This window comes from Sulfurimonas hydrogeniphila (genome assembly GCF_009068765.1).
Classification (GTDB): Bacteria; Campylobacterota; Campylobacteria; order Campylobacterales; family Sulfurimonadaceae; genus Sulfurimonas; species Sulfurimonas hydrogeniphila.
Genome location: NZ_CP035534.1, coordinates 675,872 through 692,654, shown reverse-complemented (window position 1 = coordinate 692,654; position 16,783 = coordinate 675,872). Strand labels below are relative to the sequence as shown.

Annotated in this window: 21 protein-coding genes; 4 read left to right on the top strand and 17 right to left on the bottom strand. The window is 38.2% G+C overall.

Annotated features, from left to right (window positions below; genetic code table 11):
* From proB to ETP70_RS03600, 12 genes are all read right to left on the bottom strand, one after another.
* Window positions 1-762 (bottom strand): glutamate 5-kinase, encoded by a 762-nt coding sequence (gene proB, locus ETP70_RS03655; protein ID WP_151899906.1) that lies wholly within the window; start codon window positions 760-762, stop codon window positions 1-3.
* Between the two features lie 4 nt (window positions 763-766).
* Window positions 767-1,867 (bottom strand): GTPase ObgE, encoded by a 1,101-nt coding sequence (obgE, locus tag ETP70_RS03650; protein WP_151899905.1) that lies wholly within the window; start codon window positions 1,865-1,867, stop codon window positions 767-769.
* A 149-nt stretch (window positions 1,868-2,016) separates the two neighbouring features.
* Entirely contained in the window at window positions 2,017-2,274 is a 258-nt protein-coding gene (rpmA, locus tag ETP70_RS03645; RefSeq protein WP_151899904.1) for a 50S ribosomal protein L27, read from the bottom strand.
* A 19-nt stretch (window positions 2,275-2,293) separates the two neighbouring features.
* Complete coding sequence (rplU, locus tag ETP70_RS03640; RefSeq protein ID WP_151899903.1) at window positions 2,294-2,602, bottom strand: 50S ribosomal protein L21; 309 nt, start codon at window positions 2,600-2,602, stop codon at window positions 2,294-2,296.
* A 97-nt stretch (window positions 2,603-2,699) separates the two neighbouring features.
* Window positions 2,700-3,092 carry a RidA family protein gene (locus tag ETP70_RS03635; protein WP_151899902.1) on the bottom strand — a complete coding sequence of 131 codons (393 nt, stop codon included), beginning with the start codon at window positions 3,090-3,092 and terminating at the stop codon, window positions 2,700-2,702.
* On the bottom strand, window positions 3,070-3,501 hold the full coding sequence (locus ETP70_RS03630; RefSeq protein WP_188110041.1) for a thioredoxin fold domain-containing protein: 432 nt from the start codon (window positions 3,499-3,501) through the stop codon (window positions 3,070-3,072). Before ETP70_RS03630 ends, ETP70_RS03635 begins: the two co-directional genes overlap by 23 nt.
* A complete protein-coding gene (dapE, locus tag ETP70_RS03625) occupies window positions 3,498-4,601 on the bottom strand; it encodes a succinyl-diaminopimelate desuccinylase (RefSeq protein WP_151901491.1) in 1,104 nt (367 codons plus the stop codon). Before dapE ends, ETP70_RS03630 begins: the two co-directional genes overlap by 4 nt.
* Before the next feature lie 3 nt (window positions 4,602-4,604).
* A complete protein-coding gene (locus ETP70_RS03620; RefSeq protein WP_151899900.1) occupies window positions 4,605-4,955 on the bottom strand; it encodes a hypothetical protein in 351 nt (116 codons plus the stop codon).
* On the bottom strand, window positions 4,942-5,745 hold the full coding sequence (trpC, locus tag ETP70_RS03615) for an indole-3-glycerol phosphate synthase TrpC (protein ID WP_151901490.1): 804 nt from the start codon (window positions 5,743-5,745) through the stop codon (window positions 4,942-4,944). Before trpC ends, ETP70_RS03620 begins: the two co-directional genes overlap by 14 nt.
* Complete coding sequence (locus tag ETP70_RS03610; RefSeq protein ID WP_151899899.1) at window positions 5,742-7,037, bottom strand: tetratricopeptide repeat protein; 1,296 nt, start codon at window positions 7,035-7,037, stop codon at window positions 5,742-5,744. The genes trpC and ETP70_RS03610 overlap by 4 nt, the downstream gene beginning before the upstream one ends.
* Complete coding sequence (locus tag ETP70_RS03605) at window positions 7,030-7,410, bottom strand: YkgJ family cysteine cluster protein (protein WP_151899898.1); 381 nt, start codon at window positions 7,408-7,410, stop codon at window positions 7,030-7,032. Before ETP70_RS03605 ends, ETP70_RS03610 begins: the two co-directional genes overlap by 8 nt.
* Window positions 7,398-8,093: a tRNA1(Val) (adenine(37)-N6)-methyltransferase gene (locus ETP70_RS03600; RefSeq protein ID WP_151899897.1), complete on the bottom strand. Its 696-nt coding sequence runs from the start codon at window positions 8,091-8,093 to the stop codon at window positions 7,398-7,400. The genes ETP70_RS03605 and ETP70_RS03600 overlap by 13 nt, the downstream gene beginning before the upstream one ends.
* A 55-nt stretch (window positions 8,094-8,148) precedes the next feature.
* On the opposite strand from ETP70_RS03600, the gene kdsB reads away from it, so the two are divergent.
* On the top strand, window positions 8,149-8,865 hold the full coding sequence (kdsB, locus tag ETP70_RS03595) for a 3-deoxy-manno-octulosonate cytidylyltransferase (RefSeq protein ID WP_151899896.1): 717 nt from the start codon (window positions 8,149-8,151) through the stop codon (window positions 8,863-8,865).
* Window positions 8,866-8,928: 63 nt separating this feature from the next.
* Here the strand turns inward: kdsB and rpsO are convergent, their stop codons facing one another.
* A complete protein-coding gene (gene rpsO, locus ETP70_RS03590) occupies window positions 8,929-9,204 on the bottom strand; it encodes a 30S ribosomal protein S15 (protein ID WP_151899895.1) in 276 nt (91 codons plus the stop codon).
* Window positions 9,205-9,366: 162 nt separating this feature from the next.
* Between rpsO and ETP70_RS03585 the strand changes: the two genes are divergently transcribed.
* The 3 genes from ETP70_RS03585 to ETP70_RS03575 are packed head-to-tail and all read left to right on the top strand — an operon-like array spanning window position 9,367 to window position 13,068.
* Window positions 9,367-9,771, top strand: coding sequence for an RrF2 family transcriptional regulator (locus ETP70_RS03585; RefSeq protein WP_151899894.1), 405 nt, complete (start codon window positions 9,367-9,369; stop codon window positions 9,769-9,771).
* Window positions 9,772-9,791: 20 nt separating this feature from the next.
* Window positions 9,792-11,978, top strand: coding sequence for a flagellar biosynthesis protein FlhA (gene flhA / locus ETP70_RS03580; RefSeq protein WP_151899893.1), 2,187 nt, complete (start codon window positions 9,792-9,794; stop codon window positions 11,976-11,978).
* 10 nt (window positions 11,979-11,988) lie between these two features.
* On the top strand, window positions 11,989-13,068 hold the full coding sequence (locus ETP70_RS03575) for a DHH family phosphoesterase (RefSeq protein WP_151899892.1): 1,080 nt from the start codon (window positions 11,989-11,991) through the stop codon (window positions 13,066-13,068).
* 14 nt (window positions 13,069-13,082) lie between these two features.
* On the opposite strand, the gene ETP70_RS03570 is transcribed toward ETP70_RS03575, so the two are convergent.
* From ETP70_RS03570 to tyrS, 4 genes are all read right to left on the bottom strand, one after another.
* Window positions 13,083-14,066, bottom strand: a complete 984-nt coding sequence (locus tag ETP70_RS03570) for an N-acetylmuramoyl-L-alanine amidase family protein (RefSeq protein ID WP_230973303.1) — start codon at window positions 14,064-14,066, stop codon at window positions 13,083-13,085.
* 65 nt (window positions 14,067-14,131) lie between these two features.
* A complete protein-coding gene (locus ETP70_RS12500) occupies window positions 14,132-14,467 on the bottom strand; it encodes a hypothetical protein (RefSeq protein WP_230973302.1) in 336 nt (111 codons plus the stop codon).
* A 6-nt stretch (window positions 14,468-14,473) separates the two neighbouring features.
* Window positions 14,474-15,565 carry a nitronate monooxygenase gene (locus ETP70_RS03565; RefSeq protein ID WP_151899891.1) on the bottom strand — a complete coding sequence of 364 codons (1,092 nt, stop codon included), beginning with the start codon at window positions 15,563-15,565 and terminating at the stop codon, window positions 14,474-14,476.
* A gap of 1 nt (window position 15,566) precedes the next feature.
* Window positions 15,567-16,766 (bottom strand): tyrosine--tRNA ligase, encoded by a 1,200-nt coding sequence (gene tyrS / locus ETP70_RS03560; RefSeq protein WP_151899890.1) that lies wholly within the window; start codon window positions 16,764-16,766, stop codon window positions 15,567-15,569.
* Window positions 16,767-16,783: the final 17 nt, after the last annotated feature.

Here is a 16,783-nt window from a genome sequence, read left to right as displayed (position 1 = left end):
CTAACCTTTACATGTAAAGAGAGTACCGCCCTTGTGGGAACCTTCAAGCATAAAACTTTTCACATCACTTAAATCAAAACCACTGGCAAGAAATGTATCTATGTTTGCCTGCAGAAGATATTCTGCGGCTTTTAGTTTCGTAACGATACCCCCTGTTGCAAAAACATTGTTTGGAGTGACTTCTTTATGCAGTTCTTCCTCACTGATTTTGTTTACTGTTTTGAATGCTTTTGCCTCGGGATTTTTTCTCGGATCGCTGTCATAATAGGCATCAATATCTGAAAGAATCACAAGCATATCGGCCTGCATGTCTTTTGCTATATATGCTGAGAGCTGGTCATTGTCACCAAGTTCAAGTTCATCTGTTGCCGTTGCATCATTTTCATTGACAATAGGAAGCACACTGTTTTGCAAAAGTGTTTCAACAGTTGCGCGCACACGCTTAATATCAGAAGGAGTATTCAAATTTGCAGCAGTCACTAACACCTGTGCTGTCAGTATTTCGTATTTTGAAAACTTGTTCGCATATTTATTCATCAAAACAGGCTGGCCTATTGCAGCTAAAGCCTGTTTGTTCGCAATATTGTTTCTATCAAGTTTCAGCTCGGTATAACCACCCGCAACTGCACCGGAAGAGACCAAAATCACTTCATGCTCTTTTTTTAACTCGCTTAGAAATTCTACGAGAGAACGCATACGATCAAGTGCTATATTGCCATCCTGGGTTAAGACGGCACTGCCTACTTTGACTACAACACGCATGGAATTACTGCCTTGTTTGCTGTACTAAATTAAAGAGTGCGTACTTTAAAGGTTCAATATTTTTGTTAATCGCGGAAGAAATAGGCACAACAAAATAAGGTTTTTCTCTATCATACCCTAATGTTTCATCAACACTCCCCTGAATAAAATAAGGCAAATCCTCATCAAAATCAAATTCACTTCCCTTGCTGGACTCAAGATCAAGCATCTTGATAAATTCGGCGATTTTTTGGGAAACTTCTTCTTGAGGCACTATATCTGTTCGTGTTAATGCTATTGCATATCGCGAAGTGCCCAACTTTTGCGAAAAAGAAGCTACTTCGTCTTTGAGTACCTCTATCTGTTCTTTGAGATCTCTGTACGATGCCAAGTCTATCATAAACAGCAATATCTCTGTTCTTTCGATATGACGAAGAAATTCTATTCCAAGGCCTTTGCCTTCATGCGCTCCGCCGATAATTCCGGGAATATCTGCCATAACAAATGATTCATAATCTCCGATATTTACCTGACCGAGTTTCGGCGTTAATGTTGTAAACTCATAATTTGCAATTTCAGGTCTTGCATTGGACACAGTAGAAATAAGCGTAGACTTTCCGACATTTGGAAAACCGACCAGTCCGATATCTGCAATCAGTTTCAAATCAAGCTTGATATTTCTCGTTTCACCCTTTTCACCAGGCTGTGCATACGTCGGTCTTTGGTTTGTAGGTGACTTAAAGTGTGTATTGCCGAGTCCGCCTTTTCCGCCTTGCAGAAATTTCACTTCCTGTCCGTCTTCAACCATATCAAAAAGAACTTCACCGCTTTCCTGGTCAATAATCTGTGTTCCGGGTGGGACAATAATGACTTTTTTTGCCCCTGATTTTCCGGTACAGTTTGAACCTTCGCCGGGTTTGCCGTTTTCAGCTTTTATATGCATTTTTCTCTGGAAGTGTGAAAGTGTATGCGTATTGTTGTCACACTTAAACCATATATCACCGCCTTTTCCGCCGTCGCCACCGTTTGGACCACCATTGAGTACAAACTTTTCACGGCGAAAAGCCACACACCCTTGCCCGCCTTTTCCAGAACTAACTGTTAATTCGACACTATCTGTAAACATTCGTGAATCCTTTTTATGGCTTTATGCCATTGTAAATACTTAAGAAAATACTATGAATTATAAAGTAACTTATTAAATATTTTGAATTTTCTTTGTGGAATATGTTTCCATCGGATATGATGGAAACAAGAGGTTTTATACTGTAGAAATTACGCAGCAGGTATAATGGAAACTTGTTGACGCTTTTTGTCTTTTCGCTCAAACGCAACAACACCGTCAACCAAAGCAAATATAGTATGATCTTTTCCCATACCTACATTTTTGCCTGGATGAACTTTTGTTCCTCTTTGACGAATAATGATGTTACCGGCCACTACAGCCTCTCCACCAAATTTTTTTACACCAAGTCTTCTACCAGCCGAATCACGATTATTCTGTGTACTACCCTGACCTTTCTTATGTGCCATTACTTATCTCCTTAATTTATTACGCAGCTATTTTCGTGATTTTAACACGAGTATAGTCTCTTCTGAAACCACGTTTTACTTTAGAATCTTTACGACGACGCTTTTTGAAAATTACAACTTTCTTGTCACGTCCTTCTGCAATAACTTCAGCAGTTACAACTGCACCCTCTACAAAAGGAGTCCCGATCTTAAGCTCTCCGGCATTCACAGCCAGAACCTCTTTAATCTCTACCGTAGCACCAGTGTCAAGAGATAATTTATCTAATGATAAAACATCACCCTCTTGAACTTTATACTGCTTACCACCATTTTTAATAATTGCGTACATCTATGGTCCTTACATATTTTTAGCTTGTATTTCTACAAAAGTCCGGAATTATACCCATTCAAGCTTTAAGTCTTGATTAAACAAAAAGAAATACCACTTAAAAAGAGTAGTCTGTCACTAATGCCACGGCATCTATTTCTACCAAAGCATTCTTAGGCAGTGTTTTTACCGCTACTGTTGCGCGTGCCGGCTTATGTTCACCGAATGCTTTTTCATATATTGCATTAACTGTGGCAAACGAGTCCATATCTGCCAAAAAAATTGTTGTTTTTACCACATCCTGTAAAGAGCTTCCCGCTTCTTCCAAAACTGCCTGAAGATTTTTTAAAACTGCAACTGTTTGAATTGACACATCTTCTTGAAGCAGCTCATCTGTGCCTGAAGCCGTTAACGCAATCTGTCCTGATGTATAAACGATTCCGTTTGCCACGATTGCCTGTGAATAGGGTCCTATTGCCGAAGGTGCTTTATCTGTCTTTACTTGTTTCATAGTTTTCATCCTTTAGTATTTCATAATGTTCTTGGGCATTGTCCATAAATGCATTGAACATCTCTTCGTCTCTGTATCCTAAAGATGCATACAGTATTTTTCCTGTTTCATCCAAAAAATAGTGTCTTGGAACAGGAGATGTTTTCAAAAATTTCGGTATTGCATGTCTGTCTCTTGAGAGTAAAACAGTAACAAATTCTTTATTAACTCTCTCTTTAATCTTTGTATTTTGCAAAGTTGTCTTTTCAAATTTTTTGCACCACCCGCATGTGTCAGAAACGATTAACACATAGATAAGCTTATGCTCTTTTTTTGCATCTGACAATGCTTTCAAATAGTCATGACTCCAATGAAGCGGTGCACAAAAAAGAGTGACACTGAAAAAGAGCAGCACAAAAAGAGATTTCACTGCCTGTTCCACTCGCTGATAAGCGTTTTAAAAACGCTATAGAGATCTTGTACCTCTTTTTGTGTTGTTCTCTCATTTATCGAGTGAATGGTGTCATTTTTTACACCAAACTCAACCACATCTATACCAAGAGGTGCAATGAATCTTGCATCGCTTGTTCCGCCTGCCGTAGAGTGTTTTGGCACTTTACATGTAACCATTTCTATAGCCGTGTCTATTTTTTTGACAAGTTTCGTATCCGTATCTGTTTTAAAAGGATAGGAACCTTGTGTCAGACGCAGTTCATAGTCCAATCCCTGTAAATGTCTGGCAACAAATTCTTCTACCTCTTTTTGTGTGGTTTTTGTATTGTTGCGCACATTAAACATCATTTTCAGCTCATTGGGTGTAACATTTGTCACCTGCATACCAGAACGAATATCGGTAATGACAAACTTTGAAGGTGCAAAAAACTCATCTCCCTCATCCAAATCAACACCTGCCATATCACCCAAAACTTTTGCTATTTGGTGTATGGGGTTTATCGCTTTTTCGGGATAAGCTGCATGCCCCTGTTTTCCTTTAAGAGTAAGGTACCCGTTAATAGAACCGCGGCGTCCCACTTTTATGGCATCGCCAAACTCTTTTTCGCATGTAGGCTCTGCAACCACACAGGCATCCGGAAGCATATTGTTCTTTTTCAAATATTCCAGTACTTTGACCGTACCGTTCGTTGCTTCACCCTCTTCATCCGAAGTTAAAAGCAAAGAGAGCGTGCCTTTAAAGTTTTTCGTATCTTTTACAGCCTGAATAAAAGCGGCGAGTCCGCTTTTCATATCCTGTGCACCGCGACCATATATAAAGCCCTCTTTTTCCACAGCTTCATACGGGTTTGTATCCCATCCTTTTCCTGCAGGAACAACATCAACATGCCCGGCAAAACAGAGATGCTCACCCTCGGAAAATCTTTTATAGATAAAAAGATTTTTGACATCTTCAATATCAATTCTTATCGCTTCAAAACCGGGAAGATAATCCTCAACAAAATTCAAAATACCGCCATCATCCGGTGTTTCACTTTTTGAGTTGATCAGATATTTAAACAGTTGAATCACATCCATCATTTAATTCTTTGGGTTTTCATAAAACACATAGGGTGTTGAATAATTACTGATTTCAAAGTAGACTTTTTTCTCCCCTTTATCAACTACAAAATTTCTGTTTGTATCTATATAACCATACCCGTAGCGGTAGTTTCTCGGTGTATTTCCGTCTGTACTCGTCGCTGTGGTAAGTTTGTCAATTTTGATAAATCTCTGCACCAGTTTGCCGCCCATATAAATATCAAGCACACCGTTTGTTCCTGTCCAGTTTTGGATAGAGCGTCCTATTTTATTTTGTGCTTCTTGCGTACATCCGCTCAAAAAGAACACTGTGAGTGTAAAAAGCAGAATAATAATTTTATTTTTTTTCATAATTTTCTCCGAATTTCAGTTTCTTTACTGCCAACTCTTCATCTTCTTGCCGCATTAATGATTCACCGACCAAAAATGCGTCAACCCCTGCTTTGCTTAAATCTTCAAGCTGTCCATGCTCGTATATGCCACTCTCCGCCACAATAATTTTTCCGTTTGGTATTAAAGGAATCAATTCATAGCAAAGGTTCATATTCATCTCAAACGTCTGCAGATTTCTGTGATTTATTCCGATAATATCTGCTCCGGCATAAATAGCTTTTACCAAATCTTTTTTGTCATGCACCTCAACCAAAACTTCCAATCCCAAGTGTCTTGCATAGCCCAGCAAATCTTTGAGCTCTTTCTTGCTTAAAGCTGCTGCAATAAGCAAAATAAAATCAGCCCCAAAAACCAGAGCTTCAAGTACCTGATATTTTGAAATAATAAAATCTTTTCTTAAAAGAGGAACAGAAACATATCTGCGAATACCTGCAAGATAATCAAGAGAACCTTGAAAAAAGTGCGGTTCTGTTAAAACAGAAATAGCACTTGCCCCTCCCCGTTCATACGCCTGAGCAATGGCGAGCGGATCAAAATCTTCACGAATGACACCCTTTGAAGGTGAGGCCTTTTTCACCTCAGCAATAATTCTGTACGGGTCTTCCTCTGTAGCTTTTAAAAACGGAATTACATCACGCGGCTGTCTGGCATTGAATGCAAGAGAACGGCCTAGCCAGTCCAGAGAAAACTCTTTCTCTCTTTGTATCAGATCTTCTTTTGTTTTTTTAATAATATCATCTAAAATCATTTTTTCTTCTTCCCCTTTTTGTGTTCTAAACTCTTTTTGTAACATGCCTCTATTTTCTTTACATGTAAGAGTACTTCAGGATTGTCTCCGCCTTCCATATTGACTACTCTCTCCATCACTTTTTTCGCTTCAACGCACTTTCCAAGTTTATAATAGCCCCATGCCAGGGAATCCAGATAAAATGCAGAATCCGGATTTGTTTTTAATACTTTTTTGATGTAGTACATACCTTTTTTGATATCCAGGTCATGATCAATCAGAATATAGCCCAAATAGTTTAGATAGAGTGGTTCATCTGTCTCTTTGGTAACTTTTGTCAACTTTTTTACTATAGATGCCAAAAGCTTTTTTGTCATTTTCTTGCTGTGTGCTTCATACTCATAAACAGCACTTTGTCCCAAATATTTTATATCCCCGCTTTTTTCATAAAGTTTCTGCGCCAAAGCACTTGCTTTTGCATAATTTTTCCCTGTCATATAGAGTTCTAAAAGTACCGCATCATCTGCATGTGTCTCTTCCAAAAAGTCAATAAGTTTGACATAGTCTCTTTTATAGGCATATATACGGATTATTTTTTGTGCGACTGATTTGTCTTTTTTTAAATTGTAGAGTCTTTTATATACAGAGAGCAAACCTTCAATATTGTTTTCATTACTGTAAATTCCGATCAAACGGTTACAAATAAGCTGTGAGCATCCGTGCATGCGTGTATGTGTCTCAAGATAGGCAATCGCATCTTTTTTCCTGTGCAGATTAACATACAGAATAATTGCCATTTTATCAAGTATTTTTTCGTTATACTCTTTCATATATGCACTGTTAAGATACTTTAAAGCTACATCAAATTCCTGGTTTTTGATATACACATCACTGGCTAAAAGGTAATCCTCTGCTTTTTGTGTTTTTTTTGCAAGTGCGATTGAGAGTTTTTTTGCATAATCGAGTTTTCCCATTTCCGTCAAAGCAATGATTTTTAGACGGATAAGCGCTGGATCAGAGAAAGTACCCTCTGTTATTTCATCAACTTTTTCAATCACTTTTTCATTCTTTTTTGCCAAAAGATAGTTATGCAAAGAGCGATACAGATACTCTTTTTTGGATGCTTTGTCATAAAGTTCTTCAAAACGCTTTGCCGCCACATCATAATGTTTTGTAAGTTCAGCATTTAACGCAAGCATAATATAGAGATCTTCACCCTCAAAAGCTTTTTCATTTGAACTTATCGGTCTGGGATGCGTTGAGCATGAAACAAAAAACAGCGACACTGTTACTAAAAGGAGAATTCTAATCATCTATTATTCCTGGACACTCAAGTTTTAGCTCATCAACTCTGGTTTTGTAATAATCCCAAAAAGGAAATGTTTTACACTGATTTGGACGGGCACTGTATATTTTACACCCATTTGTTTTTCTGTCATAAAAAACACATTCATAGGAGTCATTAATTTTATTTTCTTTGATAGAGTATTTATACCCTTTCTTAAAGAGATATTTTAACGCAAATTCATTAACATCCATTGCTAAAACTTCTGCAATTGCAAATATTTCATTTTTAGTGACATATATATAACCACTCTCCCCTGTACAGCATCTGCCTTCGCATGCAGCACATGCACTGGCATCAAAAGCATAAGGATAATTTTCTTTTTTTATTATATTTGACATTTTATACTCTGTGTATTGGCTTTTTTATAAATGTTTTGTACTTTTTGTGAAGGATTGTCTCCCTCAAAACTTATCAATGGAGGCCAGACCTTCATCATTGCCTTTGAACCGTTTCTTGCATGTATCATTACAAGTGATGCACTCCTGTCAATTTTTGGGTGGACAAACTGCACATCCACTATCTTCATTTTGACTCTCTCAAGTTCAACGCAGACATTTCCAAACTGTGTCGCATCATAACAAAATATAAAATGTGAATGTGGCCGCAACAAACGCGACACCTTTTTAAAAAACTTCTCTAAAGGGAGGTGTACATTATAGCGTGCATTAAATAATATCTCATTTTGGCTTTTTTGTACACCAGCCGGATAGAACGGCGGGTTCGAAATAATATAGTCATATTTCTGTATTTCTTGCATATCCAAAAAATCACACTCATGCAGTCTATACGCTATTTTGTTGACTCGGGCATTCGTTTTTGAAAAATGCCTGAAAACTTCCTGCTTTTCCACTGCTTCAAGTTCTATTTTTTCATTGTCTCTTGCAACAAGCAGTCCTACCACTCCGCAACCTGCACCTACATCCAAAACTTTCCCTTTGGGATGAAAAGAGTTGATAAAATCGTACAAAAAAAGAGAGTCGCTGTTATAGCAGTAACCAGAATCCGGTTGGTAAAGAAGCATGAATTAAAGTCCCTTGGGTTATAATATTGCAATTATATCATAAGGGCAGATTAATATGATTATTATTCCGGCAAGATTGGCATCCACACGGTTTCCGCAAAAGGTTTTAGCAGACATAGGAGGCTTGCCTATGGTGGTAAGAACGGCACAAAGAGTATCACATTTGGATGATGTAGTTGTCGCGTGCGATGATGAACGTATCATTACTACATGTAAAAAGTATGGAATCAAAGCTATGCTGACATCCACAACACATAAAAGCGGTACGGACAGAATTCATGAATGTGCCACTATTTTAAATTTATCGGATGAAGAACTTATTATCAATGTACAGGCAGATGAACCTTTTATAGAGCCTGATGTTGTTGAGTCCCTTATACAAAAACTCAAAGAACTGCAAAAAGAAAAAAAAGATTTTATTATGGGAAGCTGCTACAATGCTGTTAATGCACAAGCGGCAGAGGATTCCAATCTCGTCAAAGTTGTGCTCGATGCAAACAGCAATGCCGTCTATTTTTCCCGTGCTAAAATACCATTCAATCAAAGCGGAGAAGCTGTCTATTTCGGACATATCGGTATTTACGGTTTTTCTAAAAAAAGCTTAAAAGAGTTTTGTTCACTCCCTGATGCCCCTGTTGAAGACATAGAAAAACTAGAGCAGCTTCGTGCAATATACCATGGAAAAAATATAGCTATGGTCAAAGTGGCGAGTACGGGTTTTGGTATAGATACAAAAGATGATTTACAAAGGGCGATTGAGATTTTTTTATAAAAATTAGTTTACATGTAAGGAAGAAGTCCCTTAAAAGGGACTTTTAAAGAAAAAGTTTAAAACTTAGATATTGTCACGGATGCCTAAATCTTCGATGAGTTTCATATAGGCGTCTTTGTCTTTTCTTTTGAAGTATTTCATCAAACGACGACGCTGACCAACTAATTTCAGTAATCCCAAACGAGATGCGTGATCTTTTTTGAAAACTTTTAAGTGTTCTGTTAACTCTTTAATTCTTTCAGTTAAAAGTGCAATTTGAACTTCACTTGAACCAGTGTCATTTTCACTGCGACCGTATTTCGCAACTATTTCTTGTTTTTTAGCCGAATCTAAAGCCATAATAGCCTCCTGATAGGTATAATAATCTAACTCAAATGCACAATGCAGAAGAATTGAAGCGTGATTATAGCAAAACTTTTCTTTAAATTTTATTTTTGTTTATTTCAGCAGTAATTTTGGATATAATATCATTTTAAAAGTTTAAACAATGAAAGTAAATACATGCTTATAACCCGTGCCAGCGAATATGCCATCTTATCACTTATACTGCTTTGCAAAGCAGAAGCGCCAATGGACAGTGATACTCTTTCCAAAGAGCTTTCTATCTCCAAAAGTTTTTTGGCAAAAATTCTTCAGTCTATGGCAAAAGCGCAGATTTTAAACTCATACAAAGGTGTCAATGGTGGTTTTGCACTCAACAAAGATCCCAAAGATATCAATATGCTTAGTGTCGCGTCCTGCGTAGAAGGCAAAGCACCTACTGTTTTTGAGTGTGCTCCCTCTTTGGAAGACTGTCCTTCCGAAAAAGCCAGTACATGTACAATATGGCCTTTTTTACACAAACTCCAGGGGAAAATAGATTTGTTTTTGGCAAACTTGACTTTGGCAGACTTACTCGACGACTAAATTTGGTGAGACACTGACACTTGGCAAGAAAATTGACAACAAAACAAAAAATCGGAACCTCCCTTAACTTTTTACTAGGCAAACGTGATCTTGGTGTTGTCTTTTTTGTAATGGCAATACTCGCCATTATCATTGTTCCTCTGCCTTCTTCGATATTGGATGTTTTGCTGACAATTTCAATTGCCTTGTCTGTTTTAATCTTGCTTATTTCATTATATGTACCAAAACCGACAGACTTGACTACCTTCCCGACACTTATACTGATTCTCACCCTTTTTAGGCTTTCACTCAACATTGCGACAACCAGAATGATTTTAAGTCACGGTTATGAGGGACCGGAACAGGTCAGTGATGTTATTACAAGTTTTGGTGATTTTGTTGTCGGGGGAAACTATGTTATCGGAATTATCGTTTTTTCCATTTTGGTTCTTATAAACTTTATGGTTATTACAAAAGGTTCCACAAGGGTTGCAGAAGTTGCAGCACGTTTTGTACTTGACTCTATGCCCGGAAAACAGATGGCGGTTGATGCGGATTTAAATGCAGGACTCATTGATGATGCCGAAGCAAAACAACGCCGTGCAGAAATTCTTCAGGATGCCAATTTTTACGGGGCGATGGACGGTTCTTCAAAATTTGTCAAAGGCGATGCTGTTGCAGGTATTATTATTACTCTTATAAATATCATCGGCGGTTTTCTCATCGGTGTTTTTCAGTACGATATGAGCGTTGCAGACAGCGCTTCTACCTTCACACTCCTTACAATCGGGGATGGTCTTGTCAGCCAGATTCCGGCACTCATTACCTCAACTGCAACCGGTATTATCATTACCCGTTCCTCAAGTGACGGTGACAATTTTGCCGAAGGCACTATTTCACAGATGATCGGAAATGCAAAGATTATGATGATAGTCGGCTTTATCATGCTCCTGTTTGCTCTTGTTCCTGGCCTGCCTACTGCTTCTATGGGATTTGTCGGAATAATATTCGCCCTGCTTGGGTGGTCTATCTACAAATATGAAAAAGGGGAACTTTCCATTTTGGATGTTGAGAATCTCCTTGGTGTCAAGACAAAAGAAGAGACAGAAAAAGAGAAAGAGAGAATCAAACCGAAAAAAACGAACGAAGAAATTGCAAAAGAAGAGGAAAATGCGCTTGATGACATACTCAAAGTAGAAATGCTTGAACTGACTTTGGGATATCAACTTATAAAACTGGCCGACAGTTCCCAGGGTGGTGATTTGCTTGAACGTATCCGTTCCATGCGAAGAAAAATAGCAAGTGACTATGGATTTTTAATGCCGCAGGTCAGAATACGTGACAACTTACATCTCAAACCTAACCAATATCAGGTACTGCTTAAAGGCATTGCCATTGGTGAGGGTGAGATCATGCCTGATAAATTTCTTGCGATGGACAGTGGTATGGCTACAGGAGAGATTCAGGGAGAACCGACAAAAGAACCTGCTTTTGGACTCGACGCCCTGTGGATAGCACCGGAACAAAAAGAAGATGCCATTATCAACGGATACACCGTTGTTGATCCTGCTACAGTCATCTCCACACATATGAGCGAACTCATCAAACGCAATGCCGAAGAGCTTTTAACCCGTCAAGAAGTGCAGTCACTTATTGATAAAATAAAAGATGATTATCCTGTAATCATTGATGACGTTTTAAAAGTGGCTTCTATCGGTCTTATTCAAAGAGTTCTCAAAGCACTGTTGCATGAAAAAATTCCGCTCAAAGATATGCTTACTATTTTAGAGACAATTGCAGATATTGCCGAATACACAAAAAATGTTGACCTTATAACAGAACAGGTAAGAGCCAGACTTTCTCGCGTCATTACCCAAATGTATGCAGGGGATGACGGGGTGATACGCCTTTTGACATTTGATACACAGACTGAGCAGTTGTTACTGCAAAAATCACAAGAACAAGACGGTGTGAGAAACCTCATGCTCAATGTAGGAGAAATAAATGCCCTGATTCAGGCAACAAGCACAAAGGCTGCAGACTTACTGCAAAAAGGGATTTCCCCTGTTATTATTATCGTCGATCCACAAATCCGTCGCAGTGTTGCAGAAATATTTGAGAGATTTTCTCTTGATGTTGTAACACTCTCTCATGCAGAAATTGATTCGAGTGCTACATTTGAAGTGATGGGCTCTATTTCAATTCAAACACAAGAAACAAATAACTAAAAGGGTACAAATGAAAAACAGAACTATTCATCATCTTTCACACATTGATTTGGATGGCTACAGCTGCCAGCTGGTCATGCAGTACACACCGTACAAAAGATTTAACTACAACTCCAATTACGGAGCAGAAGTGAAACAAAAGCTCGACCTTATGCTGGAAAACATCAGAAAAGCAAAAGAAAAAGCTTACATTCTTATTACGGACCTGAATCTTACAGCGGATGAATCCCGTTGGCTCAGCCATGAAGTAAAAAAAATGAATGACGGTGCATTTGATGTCAAATTACAACTTCTTGATCACCATGGAAGCGGGGAAGAGAGTGCAAAAAAACATGAATGGTACTATCTTGATACCAGCCGCTGCGCTACAAAAATCACCTATGACTATGCAAAAGAACACTTTGAGCTCAACGAACCTGCATGGATGGAGAAGTATGTTGATGTTGTTAATGCAGTAGATTTATGGAAACAGGAAGAACATGACAATTTTGAATACGGGAAAGTCTGTATGCGTCTTGTGACAGAAACAAAAGAGCTCAACCGAATTATGTTTCCCGATGAAGATTCAAACTACAAACTCACACTGTTGCATGAAGCGGCAAAATTCATTCATGAACCTGATGCCCCTATTTTACTTGATGAAAAAATCCACTCTTTAAAAAAGAATTTTTTCAGACGCGACAAAGATGATACACTCGACAATCTTGCCACACGGTATGTCGTTGAACTTATGGGCAAAGCCAGAAGTGAAAAAACAATCTATTACAAGGGATACAGAGGCTACCTGAGTTATGGAATAGGAAACACCTCCATAGTCGGCAACGGATTTTTAACAGCCTACCCTGAATATGATTTCATTGTGGATGTCAGCTATCGGGGAACAATGAGTCTGCGTGCAAGCGACAAGGTAAGTGTTGCACAGATATCCAAAGAGTGGGCAAACGGCGGAGGGCACCCAAATGCTGCCGGAGGAAGAATTATGGGATTCAAAGAGCAGTTCCGTTATGACAAAGTCAAACAGCAGATTGAAAAAGTCATCAACGACAAAGAAGCTGTTGCCGGGGATTTGGAATATAAAAAAGAGGACTAAGCCTCAAGGCTGCTTTATCTTTTTTGAGAGTTTATAAAATAGCGTTCCACTCCATTGGCAAGCCCCTGTGCCATTGTTTTTTGGTAACTTCTGCTTACAAGCCGTCTGGCTTCTGTCGGATGTGTTATAAATCCGACTTCTACCAGAACAGAAGGCATTTGTGCCCCTACAAGCACCCAAAACGGTCCTTCTCTGACCCCTGCATCTTTCACATTCTTATATCTGCTTTTGAGTGTTGCTAACGCCCCTCTTTGCAGATCAATTGCCAGCTTGTTCGATGCAACAATATTGTGTGAATTTATGGTATTTAAAAAGCTTTGCTTTCCGTAATAGTCCATCTCATCCAAATCTGCCGAATTTTCCATTTCTGCCACTTTTTTTGCCCTGCTTGAACGGGATGTTGAAAGAAAATAGCATTCCAGTCCACAAACTTTTTTGGCATCTTTGCGTCCAACTGCATTGGCATGGATACTGATAAAAATATCTGCATTTTTTCTGTTTGCATATTTTGTTCTGTTTCTTAATTTTATAAAGCGATCACTGTCGCGTGTCATGTACACTGTAAAACCTCTTGCACGAAGTATACGCTTTAACTCTCTTGCTATACTTAAGACCACAATTTTTTCTCTGTATTTTCTGTATCCTATGGCTCCCGGGTCTTTTCCGCCATGCCCTGCATCTATGACTATGATTTTATTTCTGTCGAGTCTTTTGGGTGACTTTTTCCTGTATTTGTTAAATACTGCAACACTCTTTGTTTTTACTGACTTGTTGATAATTTTTATAGAAAGCTCTTTGCCTTTTTTGAAAAAACGGATTTTTAAAGGAGTTTTGTTTTGAATAACCAACCGCAATGTATTTGGATTGTACTGTGCCAGTTTAATTTTATCAACCCCCTCTTGTTTGAGAGTATTTGACTTCTTCAACATGGAAGCATGTATATCAAAAACATATTTATAGATGCTCTTTTTTTTATCATTGAGCGTAAAATAGTTCACCTGTTTCTTTTGAAGATTTTTATCAAACTGTAATACCAGTCTTTTATTATAAAAGCGAACTGATTTTAATTTATGTGAAGATGTGACTTTAATGTTTTTTTTGCTTTGTAATTTTTTCTGGACGCAGGGGAGAGGTGTTTATACTCCTGTTCATATCTTTTTACATCAATATGTAATTTATGTCCACTGGAGATTATCCCTTTTAGAGCGGAGTGTTTAAGTTTTTTATCTCCGTTCAACAATGCTCTTAAATACAGATTTTTATAATCATTATATGCACGAAACTGATTGCTTTTACTCGAAGATTTTAAAAAAGAATCTGCCCTTTTTAAAATCTCCTGATCATTGACAGCATGTAAAACAGTAATAAAAAAAAGTATGAGAGCAAAAACTTTTACCATACAGTATTATTCACCATGCATAAGCTTGTCAATAAGTTCTTTTACTGTAATAATTTCATTTAGTTTATAGCCATTGGTTCCAGAGAAAAAGAGTCCTGTTTCCAGGTTGCCCTCATAAGCATCACTTAATCTGTCTGCAATACAAAAACCGACAATTTTAGCCTCTTCTCCCCGGTTACACGGTGCAACACAGTTTGAAATACACTTAATTGCAGGACCTTCTCTTTTTTCTACCATATGAGTGAGATTTGTCACAACTCCCTGTGCAGGGTATCCCACAGGAGAACTCATCAGTTTAATATCACCCTCTTTTGCATCAAGAAGGACTTTTTTAAAGTTTGCATGCGCATCACACTCATAAGTACCGATAAAACGTGTTCCCATTTGAACACCGCTCGCACCGAGTTCCATCATGGCTTCTATATCGTTTTTGTCCCAAACACCACCTGCAGCAATTACCGGCATGCCGCCCCATTGTTCTGCTTCTTCTACAACAGGTTTTACAAGGTTTTCCAACTGATATTCAGGCATTGAACACTGTTCGTATGTAAAGCCCTGATGCCCACCGCTTTTGGGACCTTCAAGAATAACTGCGTCAGGAAGACGGTTATAGCGCTTCTGCCATCTTTTACAAATAATTTTCAAAGCTTTTGCAGAGGATACAATAGGTACAAGCGCTACATCAGGATATCCTTCTGTGAACTCCGGCATATTTGTCGGCAGCCCTGCACCTGTTATTACAATATTGATACCGGCTTCGCAGGCATCGCGAACAACACGTCCGTAGTCATTGATAGCATACAAAACATTTGCGGCCAAAGGCTTGTCGCCACAGATTTTTCTGGCATTTTTTATTATTTCGGTAAAGCCCTCTTTTGAGTAAAAGTTTGCTTCGCTCAAAGGCCTGTCTGCTACCAGTTTTTTTGCAAACTCTTTATCTTTGTAGTAACCTGTTCCGACAGAACTGATAACTCCAAGTCCGCCTTCTTTTGAAACAGTACCAGCTAACTGATCCCAACTGATCCCAACGCCCATACCACCTTGTACTATTGGTTTTTCAATCTCATATTTACCAATTTTTAAAGACTTGAAACTCATTTTATTTAACCTTTAACTTTGCAAATTTTCTTTTTCCAACCTGTAACAGGTACTCTCCTGATGACAATTCCAACTTTTCATCAGATACTTTTTTCTGGTCTATTTTAACACCACCCTGCTTGATATCTCTTCTGGCCTGGGATGTTGAGGGCTCCATCTTGCAGTCAACCAAAGCTTTTGCAATCCAAATCGGTCCCTCACAGCTAAACTCTGAAATATCACTTGGAATTTGGCTTTTTGAATGGACCTTGTCAAACTCTTCTTTTGCATTTTGTGCTGCTTTTTTATCATGAAAACGCGTTGTGATTTCCAGTGCCAAGTCTTCTTTTACTTTTTTCGGATGTAATTTTCCTTCTTTTACTGCTCTCTCAAGTGCTGCAATCTCATCAAGACTTTTATCGCTCAAAAGCTCAAAATATCTCCACATCAGCTCATCGGATATACTTAAAACTTTACCAAACATATCATTTGGTTCATCTGAAACACCAATATAATTTCCCAGAGACTTACTCATTTTCTGGACACCGTCAAGACCTTCGAGAATAGGCATCATTAAAACAGCCTGCTGCTTCTTAATATTATATACTTTTTGCAGCTGTCTTCCCATTAAAAGGTTAAATTTTTGATCTGTTCCGCCTATTTCTATATCAGATTTCAAGTGTACACTGTCATAACCCTGCAACAACGGATACATAAACTCACTTGTGGCAATTGCGACATTTGTTTTAAATCTTTTTGAAAAATCATCACGCTCCAGCATACGTGCCACTGTTAAATTTGAGGCAAGCGCTATTAAATCAGCTGCACTCATTTTTCCCAGCCAGTCATCATTGTAGACTATGTCTGTTTTATTCTCATCTAAAATTTTAAAAGCCTGTGTCGTATAACTTTCAATATTTTTGATTATATCTTCTTTTGACAATACTTTTCGTGTGGCATTTTTCCCTGTCGGATCACCAATTGTTGCCGTAAAACTTCCTATAAGAAACTGTACTCTTGCACCATATTTCTGAAAGGTTGCAAGTTTTTGCAAAAGAACAGTATGTCCAAGATGCAAATCCGGTGCAGTCGGGTCAAAACCGGCTTTTACCGTATATGTCTTTCCCTCTTGAAAATAAGCTTTTAAAAGTTTTTCTATTCTTTCGTTGTCAATAATCTCTGCACAACCTCTGTTTATCTCTCTTAAAGCTTCATCTATCATTTTTTCTCTCTATATTT